Annotated in this window: 23 protein-coding genes, 1 rRNA gene and 2 pseudogenes; 17 read left to right on the forward strand and 9 right to left on the reverse strand. The window is 38.9% G+C overall.

Annotation, left to right across the window (positions count from 1 at the left end):
- Positions 1 to 28: 28 nt before the first annotated feature.
- The 4 genes from LMF89_RS07115 (at position 29) to LMF89_RS25695 (ending at position 4,821) form a co-directional block, all read left to right on the forward strand.
- Positions 29 to 2,452: a Lon protease family protein gene (locus LMF89_RS07115; RefSeq protein ID WP_229534493.1), complete on the forward strand. Its 2,424-nt coding sequence runs from the start codon at positions 29 to 31 to the stop codon at positions 2,450 to 2,452.
- A gap of 100 nt (positions 2,453 to 2,552) precedes the next feature.
- Positions 2,553 to 3,932, forward strand: a complete 1,380-nt coding sequence (gene rlmD / locus LMF89_RS07110; RefSeq protein WP_229534492.1) for a 23S rRNA (uracil(1939)-C(5))-methyltransferase RlmD — start codon at positions 2,553 to 2,555, stop codon at positions 3,930 to 3,932.
- 99 nt (positions 3,933 to 4,031) lie between these two features.
- Positions 4,032 to 4,436, forward strand: a complete 405-nt coding sequence (locus LMF89_RS07105) for a GFA family protein (protein ID WP_229534491.1) — start codon at positions 4,032 to 4,034, stop codon at positions 4,434 to 4,436.
- Between the two features lie 262 nt (positions 4,437 to 4,698).
- Positions 4,699 to 4,821 carry a hypothetical protein gene (locus LMF89_RS25695; protein ID WP_007957618.1) on the forward strand — a complete coding sequence of 41 codons (123 nt, stop codon included), beginning with the start codon at positions 4,699 to 4,701 and terminating at the stop codon, positions 4,819 to 4,821.
- Positions 4,822 to 5,506: 685 nt separating this feature from the next.
- Here the strand turns inward: LMF89_RS25695 and LMF89_RS07100 are convergent.
- A complete protein-coding gene (locus LMF89_RS07100) occupies positions 5,507 to 5,704 on the reverse strand; it encodes a hypothetical protein (RefSeq protein WP_229534490.1) in 198 nt (65 codons plus the stop codon).
- Positions 5,705 to 5,826: 122 nt separating this feature from the next.
- On the reverse strand, positions 5,827 to 6,888 hold the full coding sequence (locus LMF89_RS26150; protein ID WP_229534489.1) for a GDSL-type esterase/lipase family protein: 1,062 nt from the start codon (positions 6,886 to 6,888) through the stop codon (positions 5,827 to 5,829).
- Between the two features lie 703 nt (positions 6,889 to 7,591).
- On the opposite strand from LMF89_RS26150, the gene LMF89_RS07090 reads away from it, so the two are divergent.
- From LMF89_RS07090 to LMF89_RS07060, 7 genes are all read left to right on the forward strand, one after another.
- Positions 7,592 to 7,729: a hypothetical protein gene (locus LMF89_RS07090; protein ID WP_229534488.1), complete on the forward strand. Its 138-nt coding sequence runs from the start codon at positions 7,592 to 7,594 to the stop codon at positions 7,727 to 7,729.
- Positions 7,730 to 7,947: 218 nt separating this feature from the next.
- A complete protein-coding gene (locus tag LMF89_RS07085; RefSeq protein ID WP_229534487.1) occupies positions 7,948 to 8,949 on the forward strand; it encodes an aldo/keto reductase in 1,002 nt (333 codons plus the stop codon).
- 120 nt (positions 8,950 to 9,069) lie between these two features.
- Complete coding sequence (locus tag LMF89_RS07080) at positions 9,070 to 10,191, forward strand: aldo/keto reductase (protein ID WP_229534486.1); 1,122 nt, start codon at positions 9,070 to 9,072, stop codon at positions 10,189 to 10,191.
- Positions 10,192 to 10,224: 33 nt separating this feature from the next.
- Entirely contained in the window at positions 10,225 to 10,521 is a 297-nt protein-coding gene (locus LMF89_RS07075; RefSeq protein ID WP_229534485.1) for an aldo-keto reductase family protein, read from the forward strand.
- Positions 10,522 to 10,544: 23 nt separating this feature from the next.
- Positions 10,545 to 10,850, forward strand: coding sequence for a hypothetical protein (locus LMF89_RS07070; RefSeq protein WP_229534484.1), 306 nt, complete (start codon positions 10,545 to 10,547; stop codon positions 10,848 to 10,850).
- Between the two features lie 71 nt (positions 10,851 to 10,921).
- Positions 10,922 to 11,308 carry a MerR family transcriptional regulator gene (locus LMF89_RS07065; RefSeq protein WP_229534483.1) on the forward strand — a complete coding sequence of 129 codons (387 nt, stop codon included), beginning with the start codon at positions 10,922 to 10,924 and terminating at the stop codon, positions 11,306 to 11,308.
- A gap of 279 nt (positions 11,309 to 11,587) precedes the next feature.
- Complete coding sequence (locus tag LMF89_RS07060; RefSeq protein ID WP_369412566.1) at positions 11,588 to 12,688, forward strand: MBL fold metallo-hydrolase; 1,101 nt, start codon at positions 11,588 to 11,590, stop codon at positions 12,686 to 12,688.
- Positions 12,689 to 12,835: 147 nt separating this feature from the next.
- Here the strand turns inward: LMF89_RS07060 and LMF89_RS07055 are convergent, their stop codons facing one another.
- Together LMF89_RS07055 and LMF89_RS07050 are read right to left on the reverse strand one after the other, a co-directional pair.
- Complete coding sequence (locus LMF89_RS07055) at positions 12,836 to 13,504, reverse strand: DUF4405 domain-containing protein (protein ID WP_229534481.1); 669 nt, start codon at positions 13,502 to 13,504, stop codon at positions 12,836 to 12,838.
- A 133-nt stretch (positions 13,505 to 13,637) separates the two neighbouring features.
- The gene (locus LMF89_RS07050) at positions 13,638 to 14,297 is read right to left on the reverse strand and encodes a flavodoxin (RefSeq protein WP_229534480.1); all 660 of its coding nucleotides are present in this window, start codon (positions 14,295 to 14,297) and stop codon (positions 13,638 to 13,640) included.
- A 345-nt stretch (positions 14,298 to 14,642) separates the two neighbouring features.
- On the opposite strand from LMF89_RS07050, the gene LMF89_RS07045 reads away from it, so the two are divergent.
- Complete coding sequence (locus LMF89_RS07045; protein WP_229534479.1) at positions 14,643 to 15,362, forward strand: carboxymuconolactone decarboxylase family protein; 720 nt, start codon at positions 14,643 to 14,645, stop codon at positions 15,360 to 15,362.
- 296 nt (positions 15,363 to 15,658) lie between these two features.
- Here LMF89_RS07045 and LMF89_RS07040 read toward each other — a convergent pair.
- From LMF89_RS07040 to LMF89_RS07030, 3 genes and pseudogenes are all read right to left on the reverse strand, one after another.
- Positions 15,659 to 15,870: pseudogene (locus tag LMF89_RS07040) on the reverse strand (twin-arginine translocase subunit TatC).
- Between the two features lie 56 nt (positions 15,871 to 15,926).
- Complete coding sequence (locus LMF89_RS26055) at positions 15,927 to 16,106, reverse strand: twin-arginine translocase subunit TatC (RefSeq protein ID WP_229534478.1); 180 nt, start codon at positions 16,104 to 16,106, stop codon at positions 15,927 to 15,929.
- Positions 16,107 to 16,115: 9 nt separating this feature from the next.
- A complete protein-coding gene (locus LMF89_RS07030) occupies positions 16,116 to 16,313 on the reverse strand; it encodes a twin-arginine translocase TatA/TatE family subunit (protein ID WP_229534477.1) in 198 nt (65 codons plus the stop codon).
- Positions 16,314 to 16,506: 193 nt separating this feature from the next.
- Here LMF89_RS07030 and larC point away from each other — a divergent pair, with 193 nt between their 5' ends.
- From larC to larE, 4 genes and pseudogenes are all read left to right on the forward strand, one after another.
- On the forward strand, positions 16,507 to 16,854 hold the full coding sequence (larC, locus tag LMF89_RS07025; RefSeq protein ID WP_255711070.1) for a nickel pincer cofactor biosynthesis protein LarC: 348 nt from the start codon (positions 16,507 to 16,509) through the stop codon (positions 16,852 to 16,854).
- Positions 16,855 to 16,987: 133 nt separating this feature from the next.
- Positions 16,988 to 17,410, forward strand: a pseudogene (locus LMF89_RS07020) (NAD(P)H-dependent oxidoreductase); the annotation flags it as partial.
- Positions 17,411 to 17,568: 158 nt separating this feature from the next.
- A complete protein-coding gene (locus LMF89_RS07015; RefSeq protein ID WP_229534475.1) occupies positions 17,569 to 17,955 on the forward strand; it encodes a MerR family transcriptional regulator in 387 nt (128 codons plus the stop codon).
- A 451-nt stretch (positions 17,956 to 18,406) separates the two neighbouring features.
- A complete protein-coding gene (larE, locus tag LMF89_RS07010; protein WP_500797127.1) occupies positions 18,407 to 18,898 on the forward strand; it encodes an ATP-dependent sacrificial sulfur transferase LarE in 492 nt (163 codons plus the stop codon).
- A gap of 98 nt (positions 18,899 to 18,996) precedes the next feature.
- On the opposite strand, the gene LMF89_RS07005 is transcribed toward larE, so the two are convergent.
- Positions 18,997 to 19,215 (reverse strand): hypothetical protein, encoded by a 219-nt coding sequence (locus LMF89_RS07005; protein ID WP_229534473.1) that lies wholly within the window; start codon positions 19,213 to 19,215, stop codon positions 18,997 to 18,999.
- A 1,285-nt stretch (positions 19,216 to 20,500) separates the two neighbouring features.
- The gene (locus tag LMF89_RS07000) at positions 20,501 to 20,719 is read right to left on the reverse strand and encodes a hypothetical protein (protein ID WP_229534472.1); all 219 of its coding nucleotides are present in this window, start codon (positions 20,717 to 20,719) and stop codon (positions 20,501 to 20,503) included.
- Between the two features lie 1,406 nt (positions 20,720 to 22,125).
- On the opposite strand from LMF89_RS07000, the gene LMF89_RS06995 reads away from it, so the two are divergent.
- Positions 22,126 to 22,453 (forward strand): 16S ribosomal RNA (locus LMF89_RS06995); the annotation flags it as partial.

A 22,453-nucleotide genomic window follows, 5' to 3' on the forward strand; every position in this document is an offset into this window, starting at 1 on the left:
CTTTAAAATGTGGAAAAAGGGAGCAGATATGATGACCAAATATCCTGAGCTGCCAGTAAATAAACTTCGTTTTACTTGTGATGAAAATTTATTTCATTTTGAAACTACAGCGAGTATATCTCCTCTTGATGTAATGATTGGACAAAAGCGTGCTGTTAAAGCGGTAGAATTTGGTTTGTTTGCAAAAAATCATGGATATAATATCTTTATCTCAGGTCTGGTAGGAACTGGTAAAATTACCTATGCGAAAGCGGCTGTTGCTAAAGTTGCCAAGGAACAGGAACGTCCAGGTGATTGGTGCTATGTGAATAATTTTAAAAATAGCAGCCAGCCTATCGCTTTATTATTGCCAGCAGGAATGGGTCATGTATTTTGCAAGGATATAGAAGGTTTAATTGAAGACATAAAAACAGAAGTTGGGAAAGTTTTTAGCAGCGATGATTATGAAAGTGCTAAAAATAATACCATAAAGTCATTTCAAGAAAGACGTACGCTGATTATTGACTCTTTTAACGAAAAAGCCAGTGAGAATGGAATATTGCCTCAATGGTCAACAACTGGTTTTGTCGGCATGCCGATGAAGGATGGAAAGACGCTGACTCCTGAGGAATTTCAAAGCCTGGAAAAAGAAGAAAGAGAAGCTACTGAGAAAAAAATATTGGCCGTTCATGAAAAAGCCATGGAAGTAGTAAGGCGCATGCAGGAATTAGAAAGAGAAATGCGGGAAGAAATCCGGAAATTGGATGGTAAGGTAGGTCTGTTTGCCGCTGGCAGCATGATTGATGAAGTGCGGCAGAAATATCAGGATCATAGTGCTGTCGTAGAATATTTAGAGGCTGTAAAAGAAGATGTTGTAAAAAATATTAATGATTTTAAGAACAGCAGTGGTGATGATGACCACAGCAATCCTCTTGCCTTTTTGAAAAAGAATACCCAAGATTCTATTCGAGATAAATACAAGGTCAACTTATTGGTTGATAATCGTGAACTAAAAGGTGCCCCGGTCATTGTAGAAGCGAACCCTACTTATTATAATTTAGTAGGCCGGGTAGAATATGAAACACGTATGGGCATGGTAAGTACGGACTTTACCATGATTAAAGCGGGAGCACTGCATAAAGCAAATGGAGGATACCTCATTTTGAATGTGCGGGATGTTTTAACTAACATCGGCGCATGGGAAGCCTTAAAACGGATTTTGAAAACACAAAAATTATTTGTAGAAAATCTGAGTGAACAATATGGGATGATGGCTATGGCGTCATTGAAACCTCAGCCTGTGCCCATTAATGTAAAGGTAATCTTAATTGGTAATCCTTATTTATATTATTTAATGTATAATTATGATGAAGACTTTTGTAAACTGTTTAAAATTCACGCTGACTTTGATACGCAAATGGATAGTAATATGGACAATGTGCAAAAAATGGCTGAGTTTATTAGTTCCGCAATTGAGAGTAAAAAGCTAAAACATTTTGATCGCTCTGCAGTAGCCAGAGTTGTGGAATATTCCTGTAGATTAGCAGGGAGTCAGAAAAAGTTGACTACTCGCTTTAGCGAAGTAGTAAAAATATTATGCGAAGCGGATATTTGGGCCACCATGAATCAAAATGATATTGTAACAGGAGAACATGTCAAACAAGCGATAGAAGAAAAAAAATATCGCAGCAATAAATATGAAGAACACTTGCAGGAAATGGTTGCTGATGGTAAACTCATGATTGATACGAAAGATAAAAAAATTGGTCAAGTGAACGGCTTAGCTGTGATGGCCGTTGGAGAGCATATGTTTGGAAAACCTTCTCGTATCACTGCCAATACTTATATGGGAAAGAGCGGTATTGTTAACATCGAGCGCGAAACCAAGATGAGCGGTACAAGTCATACCAAAGGTGTGTTGATTTTAAGTGGCTATATAGGACAAAAATATGCACAGAAGTATCCTTTGGCACTTACTGCAAGTTTAACCTTTGAACAACTCTACGGTGGTATTGATGGCGATAGTGCTTCTAGTACAGAACTATATGCGTTGTTGTCGAGTCTGGCAAGTGTTCCAATTAAACAATCGATTGCTGTTACAGGGTCGGTTAACCAAAAAGGTGAAGTCCAGCCCATTGGCGGGGTTACAGAGAAAATTGAAGGGTTTTTTAGCATCTGCAAAATGAGAGGCTTGACAGGTGAACAGGGTGTTATGATTCCTCACCAGAATGTAGATGAATTAGTACTCAATGATGAAGTCATTGAAGCGGTGAAACAGGGACAATTTCACATATATACGGTAAAAACAATCGATGAAGGCATCGAATTATTAACCGATGTACCAGCGGGTGAATGTCGTGTGGATGGAACCTATCCACCTGGCAGTATTCATTATTTAGTAACTCAAAAACTAAAAGAATATACGGATAGCTTTATTACGTTAAGTAAAGCTGCAGCTGATGCAAAACATTAATAAATTCTTTATTGATAGGGTGCCTTACTGGGCACTCTTTATTTCTGAATAAAAAGCTGGATTTAAAAAACTCCTGATTGAATGGAAAGGTGATAATAAGATGGTAAAAGAAGAAAAACCAATTGTAAGAAATAATACATATACCCTGGATATTGTTAGTTTGGGACATAGTGGGGAAGGAGTCGGAAAATATGAAGGGTTTACTGTTTTCGTACCTCATGGGCTACCAGGGGAACAGGTAGAAGTTACAATTACCGAAGTGAAAAAAAGTTATGCAAAAGGCAAGTTAAAAGCAATCCTAAAACCGATAGCTGCACGCTGCCAGCCACGATGCTCCATTTATTATGATTGTGGCGGCTGTCAATTGCAGCATGTTGCTTATAATGAGCAGCTTATTTTGAAAAGGCAAACGGTGATAGACGCTGTGACTCGCATTGGGAAGATCAATGATGTGATAATTCATCCTACGATAGGCGCTGAAGATTCCTGGTATTATCGAAATAAGATGCAATTTCCTATTGGTACGGTGAATGGAAAGGTTGCAGTAGGTTGCTTTGCCCAAGGCACTCATAACATAATTAATACGGAGCATTGTTTTATTCAGCATGAGGCTAATAATCTAGTTGCCCAAGCTTTGCAAGAAATCGTCACAGAGCTTGGTATTAGTACCTATGATGAGCGTACAGGTCGGGGGATTATGCGCCATGTATTAGGACGAGTGGGTACAGCCACTGATGAAGTTATGGTAGTCTTAGTAACTGCAACTCCTGAACTGCCTCACAAAGATCGTATCATTGCTCACTTGCGCCGAAGAGTGCCCAAGTTAGTTAGTGTCATACAAAATATAAACAGCAATAAGACGAATGTAATATTAGGAAATCGGACGAAAACCTTGTGGGGAGAAAATTATATTACGGATACATTAGGCGAATTTACTTTTCATATCTCAGCTCGATCCTTCTTTCAAGTCAACACGAAGCAAGCAGAAGTGCTATACAATAAAGCTGTAGAATATGCAGGACTTTCTGGGGAAGAAACCGTAATTGACGCCTACTGCGGTACTGGAACCATCACATTATTTTTAGCTCGTCATGCAAAAAAGGTATATGGAATCGAAATTGTTGCACCTGCTATTCGTGATGCTCAGCATAATGCACAGATGAATCAAGTTTCTAATGTTGAATTTATTGTTGGCGATGCGGTAGATAGCATGCCCAAAATGTTTAAAGAAGGTATCCGTCCGCAAGTCATTGTCGTTGATCCTCCCAGAGCAGGATGCGATAAACTAGTATTGGAAACCTTTGCAGCTATGCAGGCTAAGCGTATCGTGTATGTATCTTGCAATCCATCCTCTTTAGCCAGAGACTTGGCCTTACTAGAAGAACTGGGGTATAAAACACAAGAAATTCAGCCAATTGACATGTTCTCCCATACGTACCATGTGGAGTCCATAGTCCTGTTGCAAAAGAAAAATTGTTAATGCTATTAGTTTACAAAAGACATAACGTATCGTCTTGAATGAAATTTTTATATTTATACATCACTTAAATCGAGACAATTTAAACGAGGAGATATCATTATGAAATACACAGGATCATGTCTTTGTGGCGAAATTACTTTCGAGATCGAAGGAGAGTTTGAGAGTTTCTTTCTTTGTCATTGTGAGCGCTGCCGTAAAGATACAGGCTCAGCTCATGCCGCTAATCTGTTTTCTTCTACAGCCAAGTTAAGATGGTTGTCGGGTAAAAATAAAGCAAAAACCTTTAACTTAAATTCAGATGGGCACGCGAAAAGCTTCTGCACCAATTGCGGATCGGCACTCCCCAATATTCAGTTGGATGGAAAGTTGTTGGTTGTTCCAGCAGGGTGTGTTGACAGTGATATACACATTAAGCCTCAAGGGCATATTTATTTTGCAAACAAGGCTAACTGGGATAACGACTTAGAGAAAGTACCAAAGTTCGAGCAACTCCCGAAGATTTAACTAACTGCGCACAATTCACTAAATAATTGGTGAAACATGAACTTATCCACCAAGGCTCCACCAGGTCCAACTGTCATCTTTTTTGTCTCCTCAGGCATGTGGAGTGCGTAACTCTACTAACTAGGAATATCAAGGGTTCAGGGGAATAAAAGATCAATCATGTTGGATTTGCCTACCATTTGCCAACGTATTTTTTACTTGGTAGGCAAAATATGAAGATGTAATAGTACGTATGAAACCGTCAAATAGGGCGGTTTCTTTTATGCAAAAAAAAGCAACCACGTCTTGGTGGAAACGTGGTTTGCAAGAGGAAACGGTTTGGCGGATTAGTATAGAAAAATTAACAACCAGAGGAACAATCGTTATTATCGCAACAGAAAAATAATAAGATAATAATTATAATAATAATACAGCCGGAACCGCCGAAGCCATTACGACCACCTCCAAAACCTAAACCCATAAGTATTCCTCCTTTATCGTCAATTAATATATTGTATGATAGCTAAGCAGAAGAGGTGAGTATCATGTGGTGGTATTTATTAATAAATTTGGGGTTGATCCTAGAGGATATCAGCTAATCTTATCTGCTGCCGCTCAATGGAAACCTATTCGACACGTTTTTCACACTCCGCATAAAAATTAAGGGGCCGTGTTGAAACTCTTACGCTTCAAAACGGCCCCTTTTTTAAATGTGTCTACATTTTTTATTTCAGATAAATCTTCATTTGCTCTTTTCCTTTACGACATCATCTCGTGCATTTGCCTCATATAGCCTTGATATATGCTGGGAGTGCAGCCTTAACTGTACTCTCCCTAAAAAAACAATTGACTTGGAGTTAAATCCGAGTGCTAGACTGATTTTAAAGGTGCATAAATGACGATTGAAGCAACTTAAAGGGACTCGTAATGAATCGCCGGGATTTTAAAAGTTGTTGCATCAGTAGGACTAGCTTCGACAATTTTGCCTGGTTATTTTCCCAAATCTAGTAGTCCGGTTTTACCGGATCAAAGTCAGAAAAACAGCCTTCAAGGGGGCCCTCATGGGCAGGCATTTGAAAAACGGTGATAAATCATTCGATACTGCTCTGCTGGGCTAATTCTGTAATACGAGCCCAGTTCGCATTTACGGCAGCCGCAATTTTATTTTTCCCTTCGATGTCCAAATGCAGCCCGTCAACTGCCAATTTCGAAGGAAGGATTCCATTGGTGTATTCCATATCGCGCGCCACATCGATATGTACCTGAGTCCGGATAAAATTGTTAACCAACCGTATTTGCTCCTGCCAGTCCGGAGCCGTGGATTCATTAAATACTTTTTTGATATTGTCCGGATTAATTGGCGGCAGCGTCAAAAATACAGGCCGGATATTGTTGACGAGACATTTTTCTTTCAGGACTTCAAATCTGCTATAACATTTTCCGCTGTTACTCCTCCACGTAGACTGTTTGTACCGGCCAAAATTATGAGATACTGAGGATGGAAAGGTAAAACATCCTGCTCAAATCTCTCAACCATGGTTTGACTGGTATCGCCGCTTTTCCCAAGGTTTACACTTGGAAAATCAAGATAATACTGATAGCTGTACTCCCAATCCGCTGGTGAATAGGAAACACTACCACCACCATGAGTAATGCTATCACCGAATGTCGCCACAGCAACATGCATATTGGGATTAACACTAAATTGTCCGGCATCCGAATACACCTTAACTGGGTTTTCATTCTGGTCAAGCCCCCGCACCCTCCAATAAAACGGTTTCTCGGCAATTCTAGGCTCTTCATCATAGTAGTCAAACCCTATAGCTATAGCTGATTCGATCCTGTGGATGGATGGAGCAACCCCGTTGGGGTTCTCCGGCAAATCATCTAATATTTCAACTTCATACTTTTCAGTTCCTGTGATTGGAATCCATGCATAAACCGGATACAGCAACGTAGCACCAGCGCTCTGATTGAAAATTGAAGTAGGGACAGGTTTTTGAATAACGTCTTGTTGCCGATCGATATATACTTTTTCCGCATCAGAAAAAAAACCTATAGGGTTGCCATCAATATCCAGTCCGCGAACACGCCAATAGAAGGATTCACTCTTGTAATACTTAGATAGGTCAGCGTTAAACCCGTTAACATAGATTTTGTTTGTTGAAAAGAAACAGTTTGGATATGATACGGGTTTATCGGGATTCTCCGGTGGTTTGGTTAATAACTCTATTTCATAAGCCACCGCCCCTTCGATTTTGGTCCAGGTCAGCACAGGTTTTATAGAAGCCGGTTTTTGATGGGAAAAATGAACGGTTGGAACTGGTTTATTTTCCCGTGAATTTGTCCTGCATTCAGCCCATGCAGATACCACCTCGATGGTTTCGGAAATAAAACATCCTGCCCAGAGGAGCGTTGCAAGACTCAATAAGAAGCTGATCAAAAAAGTATTTCTATATAATTTTCTTCTCACAAGTTCCCCTCCTTTACCATTATGAAGAGTTCAATTAAAATACCTGAGCTCATTTGTAGTATTAGCTATGCTGTTCAACTGAATGGATAAAATTTTGAACTACATTTTATGTTACAACTTTGAGTAGACTCAAAGTCAATAGGTCTTATAAAAATTTTTCAAACCCAAACTAGCTCAATAATGCGGCGCGGAAAATCCCACCTAATTTGCAACCCGCGAAAAGCTATCCTGGATTATCCCAGGATAGCTTTTCGAATGTGTCTGTACTTTCTATTTTAGATAATTCTCCATAGCTCTTTATCATCTCGTGCATTTGACTCATATGGCTTTAATAAATGACGAGGGTGTAACTTAAGTGCACTCAAAAAAACACTTGACTGTGAGTTAACTCCAAGTACTAGACTTAATTTCAAGGGGGAAACATGATGATTGCAGGAAAAACAGATATCCAACTATCCGCAATCAACTATTCTCGAAGGTTTGGTAGTTGAGGGCAATAAAATAAAAACCACGCAACCCGAGATAACTAAATGGTTGCGTGAAATTAAAATTATAGAATGAAATAGTTGTACGGCAAAACAAGCAAAAGAAAAAGGTATTATTTACGGGACTGGAGCCTGGAATAAGGGGGACATTAAAGAACAACCTGGAATGAAGCAGGCATATGAAATGGGAAAAAGCGTATAAAATTGGAGGAATAAGATTGGAGCAGAAATCTGTGGCAGCGAAACAGTTATTTACTAATAAGGATTTATTCAAATTATTTTTGCCAGTAATCATAGCGCAGATTTTCGTATACCGGAATATAAGTGGAAAATGGACTACGTTTCATGCAATTTAAACGATAATCTGCTATGTAAGTTATTGGTATTTCGTATTGTCATTACCTGATCGAACGTATGAATAGTTCATAATTTATAGTGAACTCTAAGTGACGCGATATTATTAAAATTGAAAAAACTATTGACTTGGAGCAAACTCCAAGTGATAGAGTTTATATAGCAGGAAGAAAAAAATTATAGACAAGTAAAAACAAGTAAAAAAAGGGGGGTTATTACTATGAAATACAGAAAACTAGGAAAAACAGACATTGAAGTATCAGCAGTTGGGTTAGGCTGCATGGGAATGAGCACTGCTTACGGGCAGAAAAATGATAAAGAAAGTATTGCCACTTTACAATATGCATTAGATCTTGGGATAAACTTCTGGGATACTGCTGATATTTATGGAAACGGCGCAAATGAAGAACTGATTTCTAAAGTGCTGGTTCCGAACCGCAATAAGATTTTTATTGCAACGAAATTTGCTTTCCGTGTAAGAGATACAAAAGGAGATGCATTTGTTGGCGGTGATACTTATCTTGACGCTTCCCCGAAGTGGATGAAGCAGGCCGTTGAGGGCAGTCTCAGACGTTTGAAAATCGATACCATTGATCTTTATTATGCACACCGTGTTGATCCTACTGTTCCTGTAGAAGAAACAGTAGGTGCCATGTCTGAACTGGTAAAGGAAGGAAAAGTGCGGTACTTAGGTTTAAGTGAGTGTACACCAGAGGATTTGAAAAAGGCGTATGCTGTCCACCCGATAACTGCGGTACAAAGTGAATACTCTTTGCTCACCCGTGAAGTGGAAAAAGAGATTCTTCCATTAACAAAAGAGTTAGGTATAACATTCGTTCCGTTTGCTCCGTTAAGTCGTGGATTGATTACAAACAATCTCAATGTGAGTACACTTGCATCAAATGATTTCCGCAAAAATCTGCCACGCTATAATGGAGAATATTTAGATAATAATCAAAAATTAGCATCTGAATTTGCCGAATTTGCCGCAGGTAAAAATTGCACACCTGCGCAGCTTGCCATAGCATGGGTAATGGTACAAAGTGATAACATCATTCCTATTCCTGGAACAAAACGTAGAAAATATCTGGAAGAAAATACAGGTGCGGCAGATGTAACTCTGACTGCTAAGGATCTGGAAGAGATCGAAAACTTATTAAAGAAGTATCCAAATATCGGGCCACGCTACAGTGCCCGTGAGAGCAAATTTGTAAAAAAATAAAAATTAGATACTTTGTATAAGTGAATCGATGTTTAAACTTACCGGTAGCGAACCAGGTGCCTGAAATCAGGTAACTGGTTTGCTGCTTTTGTAAAAAAAAAGAACAGGAGGAAATAAGAGATGGAACAGAAAAAATTAGGATTTGGCTTCATGCGATTACCGGTAAAGGGTCAGGATGATCCGACAAGTATTGATATGGATACATTAAATCAAATGGTAGATACTTTTTTGGAAAGAGGCTTTACTTATTTTGATACAGCTTATATGTATCATGCGGGTAAAAGTGAGATAGCTATTAGAGAGGCTTTGGTAAAGCGTCATAAAAGAGACAGCTTCACGGTAGCCACAAAATTACCAACAATGTTTTTGAAAACCAGAGAAGATCAGGAAAGAATTTTTAACGAGCAGTTAGAAAAATGTGGTGTAGATTACTTCGATTACTATCTTCTTCACAACCTTGGTGTAACGAATTATGAGACAGCTCAAAGATTAGATAGTTTTGCATTTGTTCAAGAAAAGAAAAAAGAAGGAAAAATTAGACAGATGGGATTTTCTTATCATGATCATGCGGATTTATTAGAAGAAATCCTGACAGCACATCCGGAAGTCGATTTTGTCCAGTTGCAGATTAATTATCTGGATTGGGACAATGAAAGCATTCAGTCAAGGAAATGCTACTCCGTTGCCAGAAAACATAATAAATCGGTTATTGTTATGGAACCTGTCAAAGGTGGTAACCTTGCGAAGGTGCCTGAAAAAGCAGAGGAATTATTTAAAGAATATCATCCTGATATGTCCATACCGTCATGGGCTATTCGTTATGCGGCAAGCCTTGAAGGAGTTATGATTGTGTTAAGTGGGATGTCTGACATGGAGCAGTTACTGGACAATACGGGATATATGCAGGAGTTTGAACCATTTGTACAGGAAGAATATGATATTGTAAAAAAGGCTGTAACAATTATTAATGAAGCAATTGCGATTCCATGTACAGCCTGTCAGTACTGTGTAGAGGACTGTCCGAAAAACATAGCCATTCCCAAGTATTTTGCATTATACAATACGGAAAAGCAATCTTTAAAAACAGCGTTTTCGATACAAAAGGTATATTACGATAATTATACAAAAACACATGGAAAAGCATCAGACTGTATCGGATGTAAACAGTGTGAAAGACATTGTCCGCAGCATATTGAGATTGCAAAATCTTTAAAGGATGTAGCGGATACTTTTGAAGCATAACTTCCTTTCCGCAAATAGTTATGGGGGATTACTATGGAATATCGAATAGTAGGAAGAACCGGGATTAAGGTAAGTGCCATTGGTCTTGGCGGTGAGGGATTTGAAAATAAAAGTTATAAAGACTGCGAAGCAATGATTGATTTCGCAATCAAAGAAGGTATTAATTTCATTGACATATATAATTCAAATCCGGAAGTTAGAAGTAATGTTGGCAAAGCGTTACGTAAATATCCTCGAAGCAGCTTTGTTATTCAAGGACATCTAGGTTCTACCTGGGATAACGGACAATATCGGCGTACTAGGGATGTTAATGAAGTCGTCACTGTTTAACCAGGCCGGCAGTTGCTTCCGTAATGGTTGGAGTATCTAATACAAATCAAATACTTGCAGCATCTGCCTATGTTACTACAAGTAATAAAGAGAAAGATTATAGTGAAGTTCTTGCAAATGCTCCAAGAAGTTCATTTAGCGGACATTGTATGTATTGTGGACATTGTGCCCCATGTTCGAAAAAGATAGATATTGCAGCAGTAAATAAATATTTAGATTTAGCATTAATTCAAGAAGATGTTCCTGAAACATTAAAGAATCATTATGACTTATTAGAACATCATGCAAGCGAGTGTATAGAATGTGGGTTATGCAGGTCACCAAATTAATACGATTAATAATACTTGACTTGGAGTTAACTCCAAATGCTATGATATCGGATATTAGGGGGTGAAACCGCATGACGATTACAGAAGTAAGTGAGAAATTTGATATTTCCCAGGATACACTCCGCTATTATGAACGTATCGGACTGCTTCCTCGTGTGAACCGCAATAAAAGCAGAATCAGGGATTATACGGAAGACGACTGTAAGTGGGTCGAATTTATCAAATGTATGCGAAGTGCAGGTCTTCCGATTGAAGTCTTGATTGAGTATATTGGGCTGTTTCAACAGGGTGATGAAACCATTGACGCAAGAAAAGAACTTTTTATAGAGCAGCGCAAGTTACTCATAACAAGAATGGAAGATATGAGGAAAACGCTGGAACGCATGGATTATAAAATTGCCATGTTTGAACGCGCAATAGTTGAAAAAGAAAAAGAACTAATAAGGCCGGAAGAGTAGTTTTGTGGGGGAAAAGGTCTTGTATTATCTTCGCTATCAAATTCATGCTTCAGGTAAAAGAATTAAGGAATAAGATTGAGAAAAAAATAATTAAAGCAGACCGTTCTTGTCATGGCAACCTCTTAGTATTTCTACATTATAAGTGAACAGATAAAGTAAGGAGATGCTTAAGATGAATCAATGCAGAGAATTTGCATATTTTAATTACAAATTAGGGTTTACTAAGTCTACTCCAAAACCATCTTTTCGGAGAATTATATGAAAAGGTGGTTAAGAAAAATGCTATTAGCTTCGCTAATAGGCCTTGCCATGTTATCTCTTGGTATAGGTCTTTATCTACAGCAGCCTAAGTATGGAGCATTGCCTGAAGGTTCCCGCCTTGAAAGAATCAAAAGTTCGTCTAATTACCTTGACGGGCAATTTCAGAATTTAATTCCCACTCCTCAACGCATCGAAGGAACCAGTTCTGCTTCTTTGTGGTGGGAGTATCTTTTTACCAAAAAAGAACGTTTAACACCGACAGATTCCATTCCTTCAATAAAAACAGATCTGATGACCTTGGACAAAAGTAAGGATGTAGTTATTTGGTTGGGACATTCTTCGTACTTTATGCAGCTTGGAGGCAAAAGGCTTCTGATTGATCCTGTATTTAGTTCTTATGCAGCGCCTGTTTCTTTCGTAAACAAGGCCTTTGAGGGAACCAATCAATACACAGCTGAAGATATGCCGGAAATCGATTATTTGCTTATTTCTCACGATCATTGGGATCACCTGGATTATCCCACTATTACCGCTCTGAAACCCAAAATTAAAAATGTGATCTGCGGTTTAGGAGTAGGTGCCTATTTTGAACAATGGGGCTTTGCAAAAGACCTTATACATGAGGCTGACTGGTTTACTGCACTGGAACTGGAAAATGATTTCATTATCCATGTATTGCCTGCACGCCATTATTCTGGGCGCATGCTGACCAGAAACAAGACTTTATGGACAGGCTTTGCACTGGTAACTCCACAGCACCAAGTTTTTATCAGTGGCGACAGTGGTTATGGGCAGCATTTTAAGCAAATTGGAGAAAGCTTAAATGGATTTGACCTTGTTATTTTAGATAACGGCCAGTACGACAAAAATTGGCCGTATATACATATGACACCGGAAGAGGCGGTACAGGCTGCCGAAGACCTAAAGGCCAAAGCCTTGTTGCCAGCGCACGTAGGAAAATTTGCCATTGCCAACCATCCTTGGGATGAACCGTTTGAACGAATAACTCATGCTAGTAAGAATAAGAAATACAGGCTTCTTACTCCAATGATCGGACAGCCGATAGAGCTTGAAAATCAGCAACAACACTTTTCTCCTTGGTGGGAAAGGGCCAAATAATGATAGAACTTCCTTTTGGTACGATTCCAGAGTGAAAACAACCCCCGCTTTGAGGCTGAGGCCTGAAAGCGGGGGTTGTTTGTGTATATCGCCGCAATAAAGTTGCTGATTTTGGATAGCAAAGCAGAAGTTTATGATGAAATTTTTTTAGGATCTTTGTTGAATCAGTCTTACGGTATAATAAGTCACGCAGACATAAAGCCCCATGATGGACAGGTAATCAACAGAAAAAAACACAAGGGATTGGTCAAAGTTCCAAAAATCATAGGTATAATATAAAATCAGCTTAGAACCCACGTCTCTGTTAAAAGAAGCATACACTCCATATACAGTGATCAATACCGCCATAATTCGCAAGGTAAATGTGCGGTTACGGTTCGGAGCAGTAATATTTGCCAGCTTTCGCGCCGTATCCATAATCACTCCCCAGTGCATTCCAAGATGCACGGATATGAGGATAAATCCCCAATATGTGGACAGCATATGCAGCTTTCGTGCGAATAAGCCACCATTTAGGTCCATAAATGCAAACACGGTGCGAGAGAACATTACGCCGCTTATCATCAGTGCCAGCATCGCTGCAAGAAGAAGAATATTGACCGCTGTATGAAGAACACGAAGTGTATTGTACCTTCCTTTCAGAAGTGTTTTATACCATCCCCAATTCAAAATATTGTGGACAATAAACAGTATAAACAGGGAAACGCCTAACAGCTCATGGATTGTGTTTCCGGTAAGGCGGCAAGCCATTAATACCAGCATGAGAATGGTCATAACGAGATCAATAACCATCTTGCAAAGCGTTTTTGTCTTCAAAAAATCTCCCCTTTCTGTAATAAACAAAAATTAGGATGCCTATCCAACCACGCAGCCAGCAGCAGATCCACATAGCATGTGACGCTGACTGGCCCGAAATCCACTTTGTGTTTTTCGAGTCTGGATAATTATGCTAGTTTATCATTCCAAGTTTGCGCAGCCACGCGGATACATCATTCCGTGCGTTTTTCGCATCCGATCCTCTGATTGCAAGACCATCAAGGATAGTGGCTTGCGGGCAAAGCGCACGGATATCGTTGACACTTCGACCAAGGCCGCTTCCTTCGTGGGTGCTGAAGGGTATGATGGTTTTCCCGGAGAAATTATATCCCTCCCAAAAGGTAAATACGGCCATTGGCATTGTACCCCACCAGTTGGGATAACCAACGAAAACCACATCATAAGAATCCATATTTTTAACCTCTGCTGTAAGCTTTGGCCTGGAGTTATTTTCCTGTTCTCGTTTCGCCTGATCAACGGTCCCGTTGTAATCTGCGGGATACGGGTTTACCGTCACGATTTCAAAGAGATCGCCGCCGACGTTTTCGTGAATTTGGTTGGCAATTTCACGAGTGTTGCTGGTGCGCGAAAAATAAGCGATAAGAATCTTTTTTCTTGTCGAATCCATCTGTTTTTGATCCCCACTTTCAGTTTTTGTATTTAGCGGACTGGTTTTTTCCTGAGCGGCAACATTGGGGCCATTGCCCGCCTGAACGCCACTATTATTTCCACTGCAGGCAGTGAGGGAGAGGGCCATTATCAATGTAAGGGCCAACGCTAACATTTTTTTCATGACGTGATCCTCCTTAATTATTACTGATCCACAAATATATTGCTGCTGTAATCACCTATGAGGTCAAAATTAACCCTCTAAACCTCAACAGCTTTTTTCATCTTACAGGATGGTGTTAACTCCAAGTCAAGAAAAAATTCGAAAAATTTTTCTCTTGACATAGAGTTAACTCTAGATTGTACAATAACAAAAAAGATGCAACATAAGTAAAAAAATGTATATGTTTGGCTGTAGCGCGCTGCGAAAATTACACGGAGGCGGCAAAGTTATTAATCCAATATAGTAGGGCAACAGCCGGTAATTTTTTAACACTGTGTAAAGTTTAAAAGTAAAGGAGATACTATCATGAGAAAAAAACTAGCTGCGATTTTAACAGGCATTTTTATTTCAGTGTTTAGTCTGACAACTGTTTCCCAGGCACAGACTACAAATAACCAAGGCTTGAACGCAAAACAGCAGGGTATCGTCACAATTGCGGCCTTCACAGCCAAAGGCGATTTGGAGAAGCTGAAAACAGCTTTGAACGAAGGACTGGATGCCGGGTTGACTGTTAATGAAATCAAAGAAGTCCTCGTGCAGATGTACGCCTATTGTGGTTTCCCGCGCAGCCTAAACGGAATCAGTACCTTTATGAGCGTCATGGAAGAACGCAAAGCCAAAGGCATCAAGGACGAGATTGGTAAGGAAGCAAGCCCCTTGCCTACCAACAAAAGCAGAATCGAACTCGGAACAGAAATTCAGACAAGCTTGATAGGAGCACCTGCCAGCGGGGCAATTTATACTTTCACTCCAGCAATAGACGCCTTCTTGAAAGACCACCTATTTGGTGACATCTTCGGACGCGACAATATCGATTTCCAGAGCAGGGAGATCGCGACCATTTCGGCCCTAGCCAGCATGGAAGGTGTCAACAGCCAGCTTCAGTCACATTTCAAAGTCGGGTTTAATACTGATCTGACTGAAGCTCAGATGATGAGCCTGATATCCGTGCTCGAAGCTAAAGTTGGTAAAAAAGAAGCCGATAATGCCAAAGAAGTTTTGAATATAGTTTTGAGCAACAGATAACGCTACTGGCATCATGTGGGATATGAGGTCTGCATTCAGAGATGGTCTTTGAGGTACACTTTTTTTCAGGCCTAAAACAAGGCTGTCGACAAAGTATTGTCGGCAGCCTTGAATATTTCTTGTATAAATGTTAAGAGGTGATCGCAATGAAAGTGGTAGCATTCAATGAAGCCCACGTCCAGATGGAAATACTGCGGCGATTATAAAAGTCTCGAGAAGTGCGGAAATCAGACGTAAATTGTGCAGAGTGTTGGGAATTTACTGCTCTTTCCTGTATAGTACAAGACATTCTATAACTATTTACGCAGAACATACTTTACTAAGAGGATACTGATTTCATACAAAAGTATCATAGGAACCGCAATCATCGTTTGAGAAAATACGGCCGGTGTCGGCGAAACAACAGCACCGACCACAAAGGCCAACACCAAAACCATTTTGCACTTCCTTTTTAAAGAAGAAGAACTGATAATACCCAACTTTGCCAACAACAGTATAACAAAGGCAACTCAAAAATAAAGCCAAACGGCAGCAGGAGAGAAATAACAAATGACAGATACTCTCCTAACGAAAAAACATGGGCTGCAGACTTTCCGTTGCAAAGTTCAAAAAAAACTGTATGCCAGCCGGCAAAACAAAAAAATAAGAGAAAAGGATACCGATAAAAAATAAAACTACGGACGACGGTGTTGCAGAAAGCGGAGTATCGAGGGGCTCCTCGTCATACTGCGATGGTGTGGTCATAACTCTGCCTCACTTTTTTTCTTCTGCCTTTACTTCGTTCTTTAATTCCTTGATCTCTTCTTTAGCACTTTCCCCGCTGGTAGCACTGCGAAATTCCTGAATACCCCTTCCTAGCGCCTTGCCAACTTCGGGAAGTTTCCCCGGTCCGAACACTACTAAAGCAATCACCAAGATTAATATTAATTCCGTCATGCCCATATTAAACATATCTACATCACCTTCATTCTATAAAGTATTGTTTTATATTTTATGTTACAACTTTGAGTGTACTCAAAGTCAATAAATTTTATAAATATTTTTTTCACAGCCTTAACTGTACTCTTCCTAAAAAAAACACTTGACTTGGAGCTAAATCAAAGTGCTAGACTGAATTTCAATTGGTAAACATGACGATAAGATTATGGCTTCATCGGTTCAGGTAGGAGGAGGATTTGTGAAATGTACTCATGGTATTATCCCCATTCCTGCTCCGGCAACTATTGAAATTTTAAAGAATATTCCCGTGAAATCAGGTATAGTACCTTTTGAAACGACTACGCCTACTGGGGCCGCGATATTGGCGGCAAATGTGGATACATTTACAGACCATATGGACTTTTCAGTAGAAAAGATTGGCTATGGGATAGGTCATAGAGAGCTTGAGATTCCTAACGTTTTAAGAATATATCTTGGCTACGAAGATAGAAATGATAAGAGAGAAGAGCATACAAAAGAGGTTTGCAAAATGATGGAGGCTAACGAGTTTTAATGCGACACTAGGAAACCAATAATGCAGTCTATATCTTAAGATATTCCAGGAGGAAGACGCGTAACGGTGAACCCGATGACAAATTCAGAATCAATGATTTTCTCGATATGGCGGGAGACGTGACGGGTTTGTATTCGGTTCCCCTGTACATTATGCGTCTGCAGGAGGTGCCATTACTTCATTTTTAGACCGCGTTTTCTTTGCTGATCGATGTTCTGGTAAACAAATTTTTTATTTGAAACCTGCAGCCGCTATTGTTTCTGCCAGAAGGGCGGGAAGACGCGAACAAAAACACGCTAAACTTCTGCAATATGCAGAACGTGTATGGCATATAGAAAGTGGCAGCGAAGAGGAAAAAGTAGACTTGGCAATTCAGAAAACTAGAGAATTCTTTGAAAGCCTTGGTGCCAAAACTCATCTGTCCCAATATGGCGTCGGAGCTGATAAAATACCAGTTGTTATTGAACAACTAAAGGCTCATGGGATGATAGCACTTTCGGAAACTCAGGATCTTACATTGGATATAAGCCACAAGATTCTTGAAAGAGCAGTGTGACTTTCTTTCATGACTTACGCCCTGTCTGCTAGTAAGGTGTTTTAAAGCTATAAGACTTTGCGAACGTGATCGTGTATATTTTTGGCTGCTATTTAAAAACTCTTGACTTGGAGTTAACTCCAAATGCTATGATATCGGATATCAGGAGGTGAAACCGCGTGACGATTACAGAAGTAAGTGAAAAATTTGATGTTTCACAGGATACACTCCGCTATTATGAACGCATCGGACTGCTTCCTCGTGTGAACCGCAATAAAAGCAGAATCAGGGATTATACTGAAGAAGACTGTAAGTGGGTCGAATTTATCAAATGTATGCGAAGTGCAGGTCTTCCGATTGAAGTCTTGATTGAGTATATTGGGCTGTTTCAACAGGGTGATGAAACCATTGAGGCAAGAAAAGAACTCTTTATCGAGCAGCGTAAGCAGATAATAAAAAGAATGGAAGATATGAGGAAAACGCTGGAACGCCTGGATTATAAAATTGCAAGCTATGAACAAGCAATAATTGAAAAAGAAAAAGCACTAAAAAGACCGGAGGATTAGTTTTGTGGGTAAAAAGGTATTGAATTGAATAAGGACAAATCGACTTGAACTTTGATCAACTACACCTGTCAGAATATAGATTATGTTAAATGTGATAATCATCAGGCAGTATCGCAGGTATTATTAATCCAATGAGATAATCTGCAAAGAAAAAGGAAAGGAGTTGACTCATGATTAAGCTTGAAGAAAAGTTAAATAAGCTGATAAACCTCTTAAAACAAAGGGAAAGCGTTGTAGTAGGCTTCTCTGGCGGCTGCTGCTGCTTATAATGCGTTAGGTGATAAAGCTATCGCTATTACTGCCTGTTCCGAAACTCTTCCGCAAAATGAGGTAGAGGACGCTGTTGTTTTTGCCGGGCAAATTGGGATAAAGCATAAACTGATGACCATCAGTGAATTGGAAAGTCCTGAGTTTGTCTCCAGATGCGGCGCGTTGCTACTATTGTAAAAAGGTGAGGTTTTCAGCATTAGCCGCCTGGGCAGAAGAACAGGGTTACAAATGGGTGCTTGAAGGCTCCAATGCCGATGATGTTGCCGGTTTTCGTCCTGGGATGAAGGCGGTGAACGAAATGGCCGGTGTCAGTAGCCCGTTACTGGAGGCTGGCTTAACCAAACAGGATATCAGGCGACTTTCCAAAGAGTGGGGTCTACCTACTTACAATAAGCCCAGTGCGGCCTGTCTATCTTCAAGAATTGCCTATGGGTTACCGGTTACTGCCGAACGTTTAAAGCAGGTAGAGACAGCAGAGGCATTGCTCAAGAAAAACTTTTCTGGTCAGATTCGGGTCCGGCATCATGGGAATTTAGCCCGCATTGAGTTGCAGCTGGAGCAGTTTGCTTCGCTGGCAAACCTGGTAACTACAAATGAGATTGTAAGTGAAATAAAAAAAAAGGATTTACGTATGTTACGCTGGATATTTCGGGTTATCAGATGGGGAGTATGAATCAAATGGTCGGAAAATAATGGGATATTAAGAGAGTTAACTACTGTAATGAGTTTGCTCTTTTTTTTATTGTAATACACGGGTTAAAGTGAGTTGCTTTAACCCGTGTATTTCTTAATATAAGTATAAGCTATATTAACGTGGACAGCAGCCTTGTCTCGGCCAGCAGCCTTTCCAAGGCCAGCAACCTCTTCTCGGCCAACAGCTCTGCCTTGGCCAGCAGAATCGTCTTGGCCAGCAGACTTGATCCGGCCAACAGTCTCTTCTAGGTCGGCAACACCAAGGAGAGCAAGAATCACTAGGATAGCAAGAATCACTAGGATAGCATCCTAGGCCGAATTCCCATAAATTTGATGCATACAGTTTTTTCCTGGAATTCGGGTCTTCTTCCCAATCTTCAATCTCAGGATCTTCCCATTTACGATAATCCATGAATAGTATCACCTCCTAAATACTGATAGAAGTATCGTTTATACATAATATGATCTATAGTAAATAAGAGTGATTTATCTGTTGGCTATAAAAAATACTGACTGCTTAAAACAAGCAGCCAGTAGATTATTGCTATGTAAGCAATTGTACTACTGTATCATATTCGTTTCATTGCTTTATGTGCAATAAAATAAAAAAAGAGCTCTCCTTAGGAGAGCCATAAAAAAATGGGAGAGAAGAAGTGTTAAAAAACGACAAGAGAGGTCGTCAATAAGAGTATGTCCAGGTAAATCGTATTCTATACTTACCCATCCATTAATTAATAAAGAAGATCTAATGAACCTTCAAATCTTCAGCAGATAATCTATATAAGTGCACTGTAGCAAGAAGGATAAAATTGAATTTGGCTGGTTTCGATAACTTCTCTAATTTAAGAACCTTATGATACTGATAAAAATTTTGTAATTATCTGATGATTTTAATTTTAACAGGATAATATTACCTCTTATTGGATAAGATAGAAGTATATTCGGAATCATCAGACAATAAAGGGAGAGGGTTATCATAAGTAAGAGTACAGATTTTACTACTCCAATATTCAGTAACGACAAAACTTCAGCAATTGTTGTATCTAATGATGGATTTTTTTTCTTAAATTTTAAAACAAAACAAGGTAAAATTATTGGCAAGACCAAAAATGAAGCGATGGAACAACTAAGCAACATGGAAAAGGTTGAAGATTTTCCAGACTTCTAAATCTAAGACCAAATTTCTTTAGGATTTTTTGCTGATTGAGGCGTAGTATTAAAGGATAATTAAAGATAATGGATTTAAAACCGAAATGTGTTTACTTCAATAACTATTTACCCGATTTTACGATCAAATTTTTACGTTAAAAAGTTTAATGTTCATTACTAGCAAGAGCATCTTTTAAGGTGCTTTTTCTTATACTTTAAAATATAAATTTAGTAGTATCAAAAAAGGAAATTTTAATTGACAATCATTATCAAATGGCATGTATTTATATCAATAGCAAAAAATGATGTATTGCAATAACATCTGAAACCATGTCTGAGGAGAAAAAACTCCAGGACATGGTTTTGCTTTTGGTATAGGTAGAATTTATTATATCAATAATCATATTGTCTTAGGTGAGGCGTTTGTAGCCCATTATATTATACCTCCAAAAAAGGAAGCAACAATTGCGAGTAATATCCATACGTAAATCATTATAGCTAGGATCATCTTCCATGGTGTCTTAGAACGAAAACCTGGCAGTTGTCTCCAATTTGGTATTGGCTGCTCAACCTCTAGAGCTATTTTATAGCCGCAATTGGGACAATATAAGAAATTAAATTGTGTATTTGTACCGCACATTGGACATTTCATGTTAACACCCCCTTAGTAATGCTTTATAATTGTCTTTTCATTACTTTACATAGCGACTTTCTATTGGCACCGTTATTTCTTCATTACATAGTATAGTAGTAAACAGATTATTTGAGGTGGTTGGGCATGGCTTTGGAGGATTCGGTCATGGCATCAGCTATGATTGTAGTTTTAGTTTCAGGTATGGAGTTGATCATATCTTCGGACATACCTTTAAACACGTCAATTATGGTCTCGACTATGGAATTGCTTAAGGTTTCAGGGATCATAGTTATTGCTAGATTTCTCGCAAAATAATAAGAGTAGTAAGAGTAGCCGTCTATCTTTGATTTTAAGGTAGGCGGCTATTATTTGTTCTCGTCACATTTTCGTCATAGTTTTTTTGTAATATAAAAGTAGGTGATCGACAGGTAGTGGTTTATAAAACTTTATACATAATTCCATAATAATATTAATGCTTATCTAGAAGTAAGGAGGTGATATTATGATTTTAGGAGATTGGTTATTTAACATAGTCCATATTATATTGACTGCAGGCTTAGTATTATATTTATATAGTCTTAGCGAATTATCAGATAAATAGTCGTTAATTAAGAAGGATGGAACAAGGATATAGTCATAGAACAAGGTCTGGTTCTTCATTTGTTGTTAAATATATATAGTTTTGTGTTTAGATTGTAATAACTATCCTATATTATAAATATAAAAGTATATATATTAATTGTTGAAAAGATACGAAGAGGTGACTTATGGATCATAATAGAAAGGAATTTGAATGGCGCAACCATCCAATTGTAATTTTTGCAGGAGTATTGGTGGTATATACTGCGGGCAGCTCAATTATTACATTGTTTAGTTAGTATAATTCAAAAACTGTTAGTGTGCATTTTTTAATATCATGAATCGTCTATCTTCAAGCTAGACGATTACTTTATTTTCGCCGTTTATAGAGATAGAGTTGACAAAGAATGAAATAGTGTTAGCATCAGTTATTGTGATGGAAGGTGCTGAAAGTGCAACATTGAACTCCTTAAAAGAATTTACCCATCATTTGAGAAAGCATTTCGTTTTTTGTAATATAAACTTTGTTGGAATAATTAGTGTAATAAGTGTTGACATAGAGTAGTAGCTCGTGTTACTATAAGCAAGCTGCTAAACACGACAGCAAAAAAACAAAAAAATATTGACAAAGATTTTTTAAAATGATATACTTTAAAAGTTGTCGCCAAAAACGATGGCGATGTTATGAAAATATGTGTTCCTTGAAAACTAAACAATGTAAGTAAGGTTAAAATAAGCCAGATGTGCGGTACTCGTTTGGAGTACAAAACAGTTGGTTCATGCAAATGAACTGACATAAACAATTTGTTTTTTAAAGAGCCATCAAGGTTCTTCATAAATAAACTTTTATGGAGAGTTTGATCCTGGCTCAGGACGAACGCTGGCGGCGTGCCTAACACATGCAAGTCGAACGGAGATTTCAGCAATGGAATTTTAGTGGCGAACGGGTGAGTAACGCGTAGACAACCTACCTTCTAGCTGGGGACAACACTGCGAAAGTGGTGCTAATACCGAATGTTGTATTTTGAGTGCATACTTAAGATACTAAAGGTGGCCTCTATTTATAAGCTATCACTAGAAGATGGGTCTGCGTCTGATTAGCTAGTTGGTGAGGTAACGGCTCACCAAGGCGACGATCAGTAGCCGGTCTGAGAGGATGAACGGCCACACTGG

The sequence above is a fragment of the Pelosinus baikalensis genome, from assembly GCF_020819555.1.
GTDB classification, from domain to species: domain Bacteria; phylum Bacillota; class Negativicutes; order DSM-13327; family DSM-13327; genus Pelosinus; species Pelosinus baikalensis.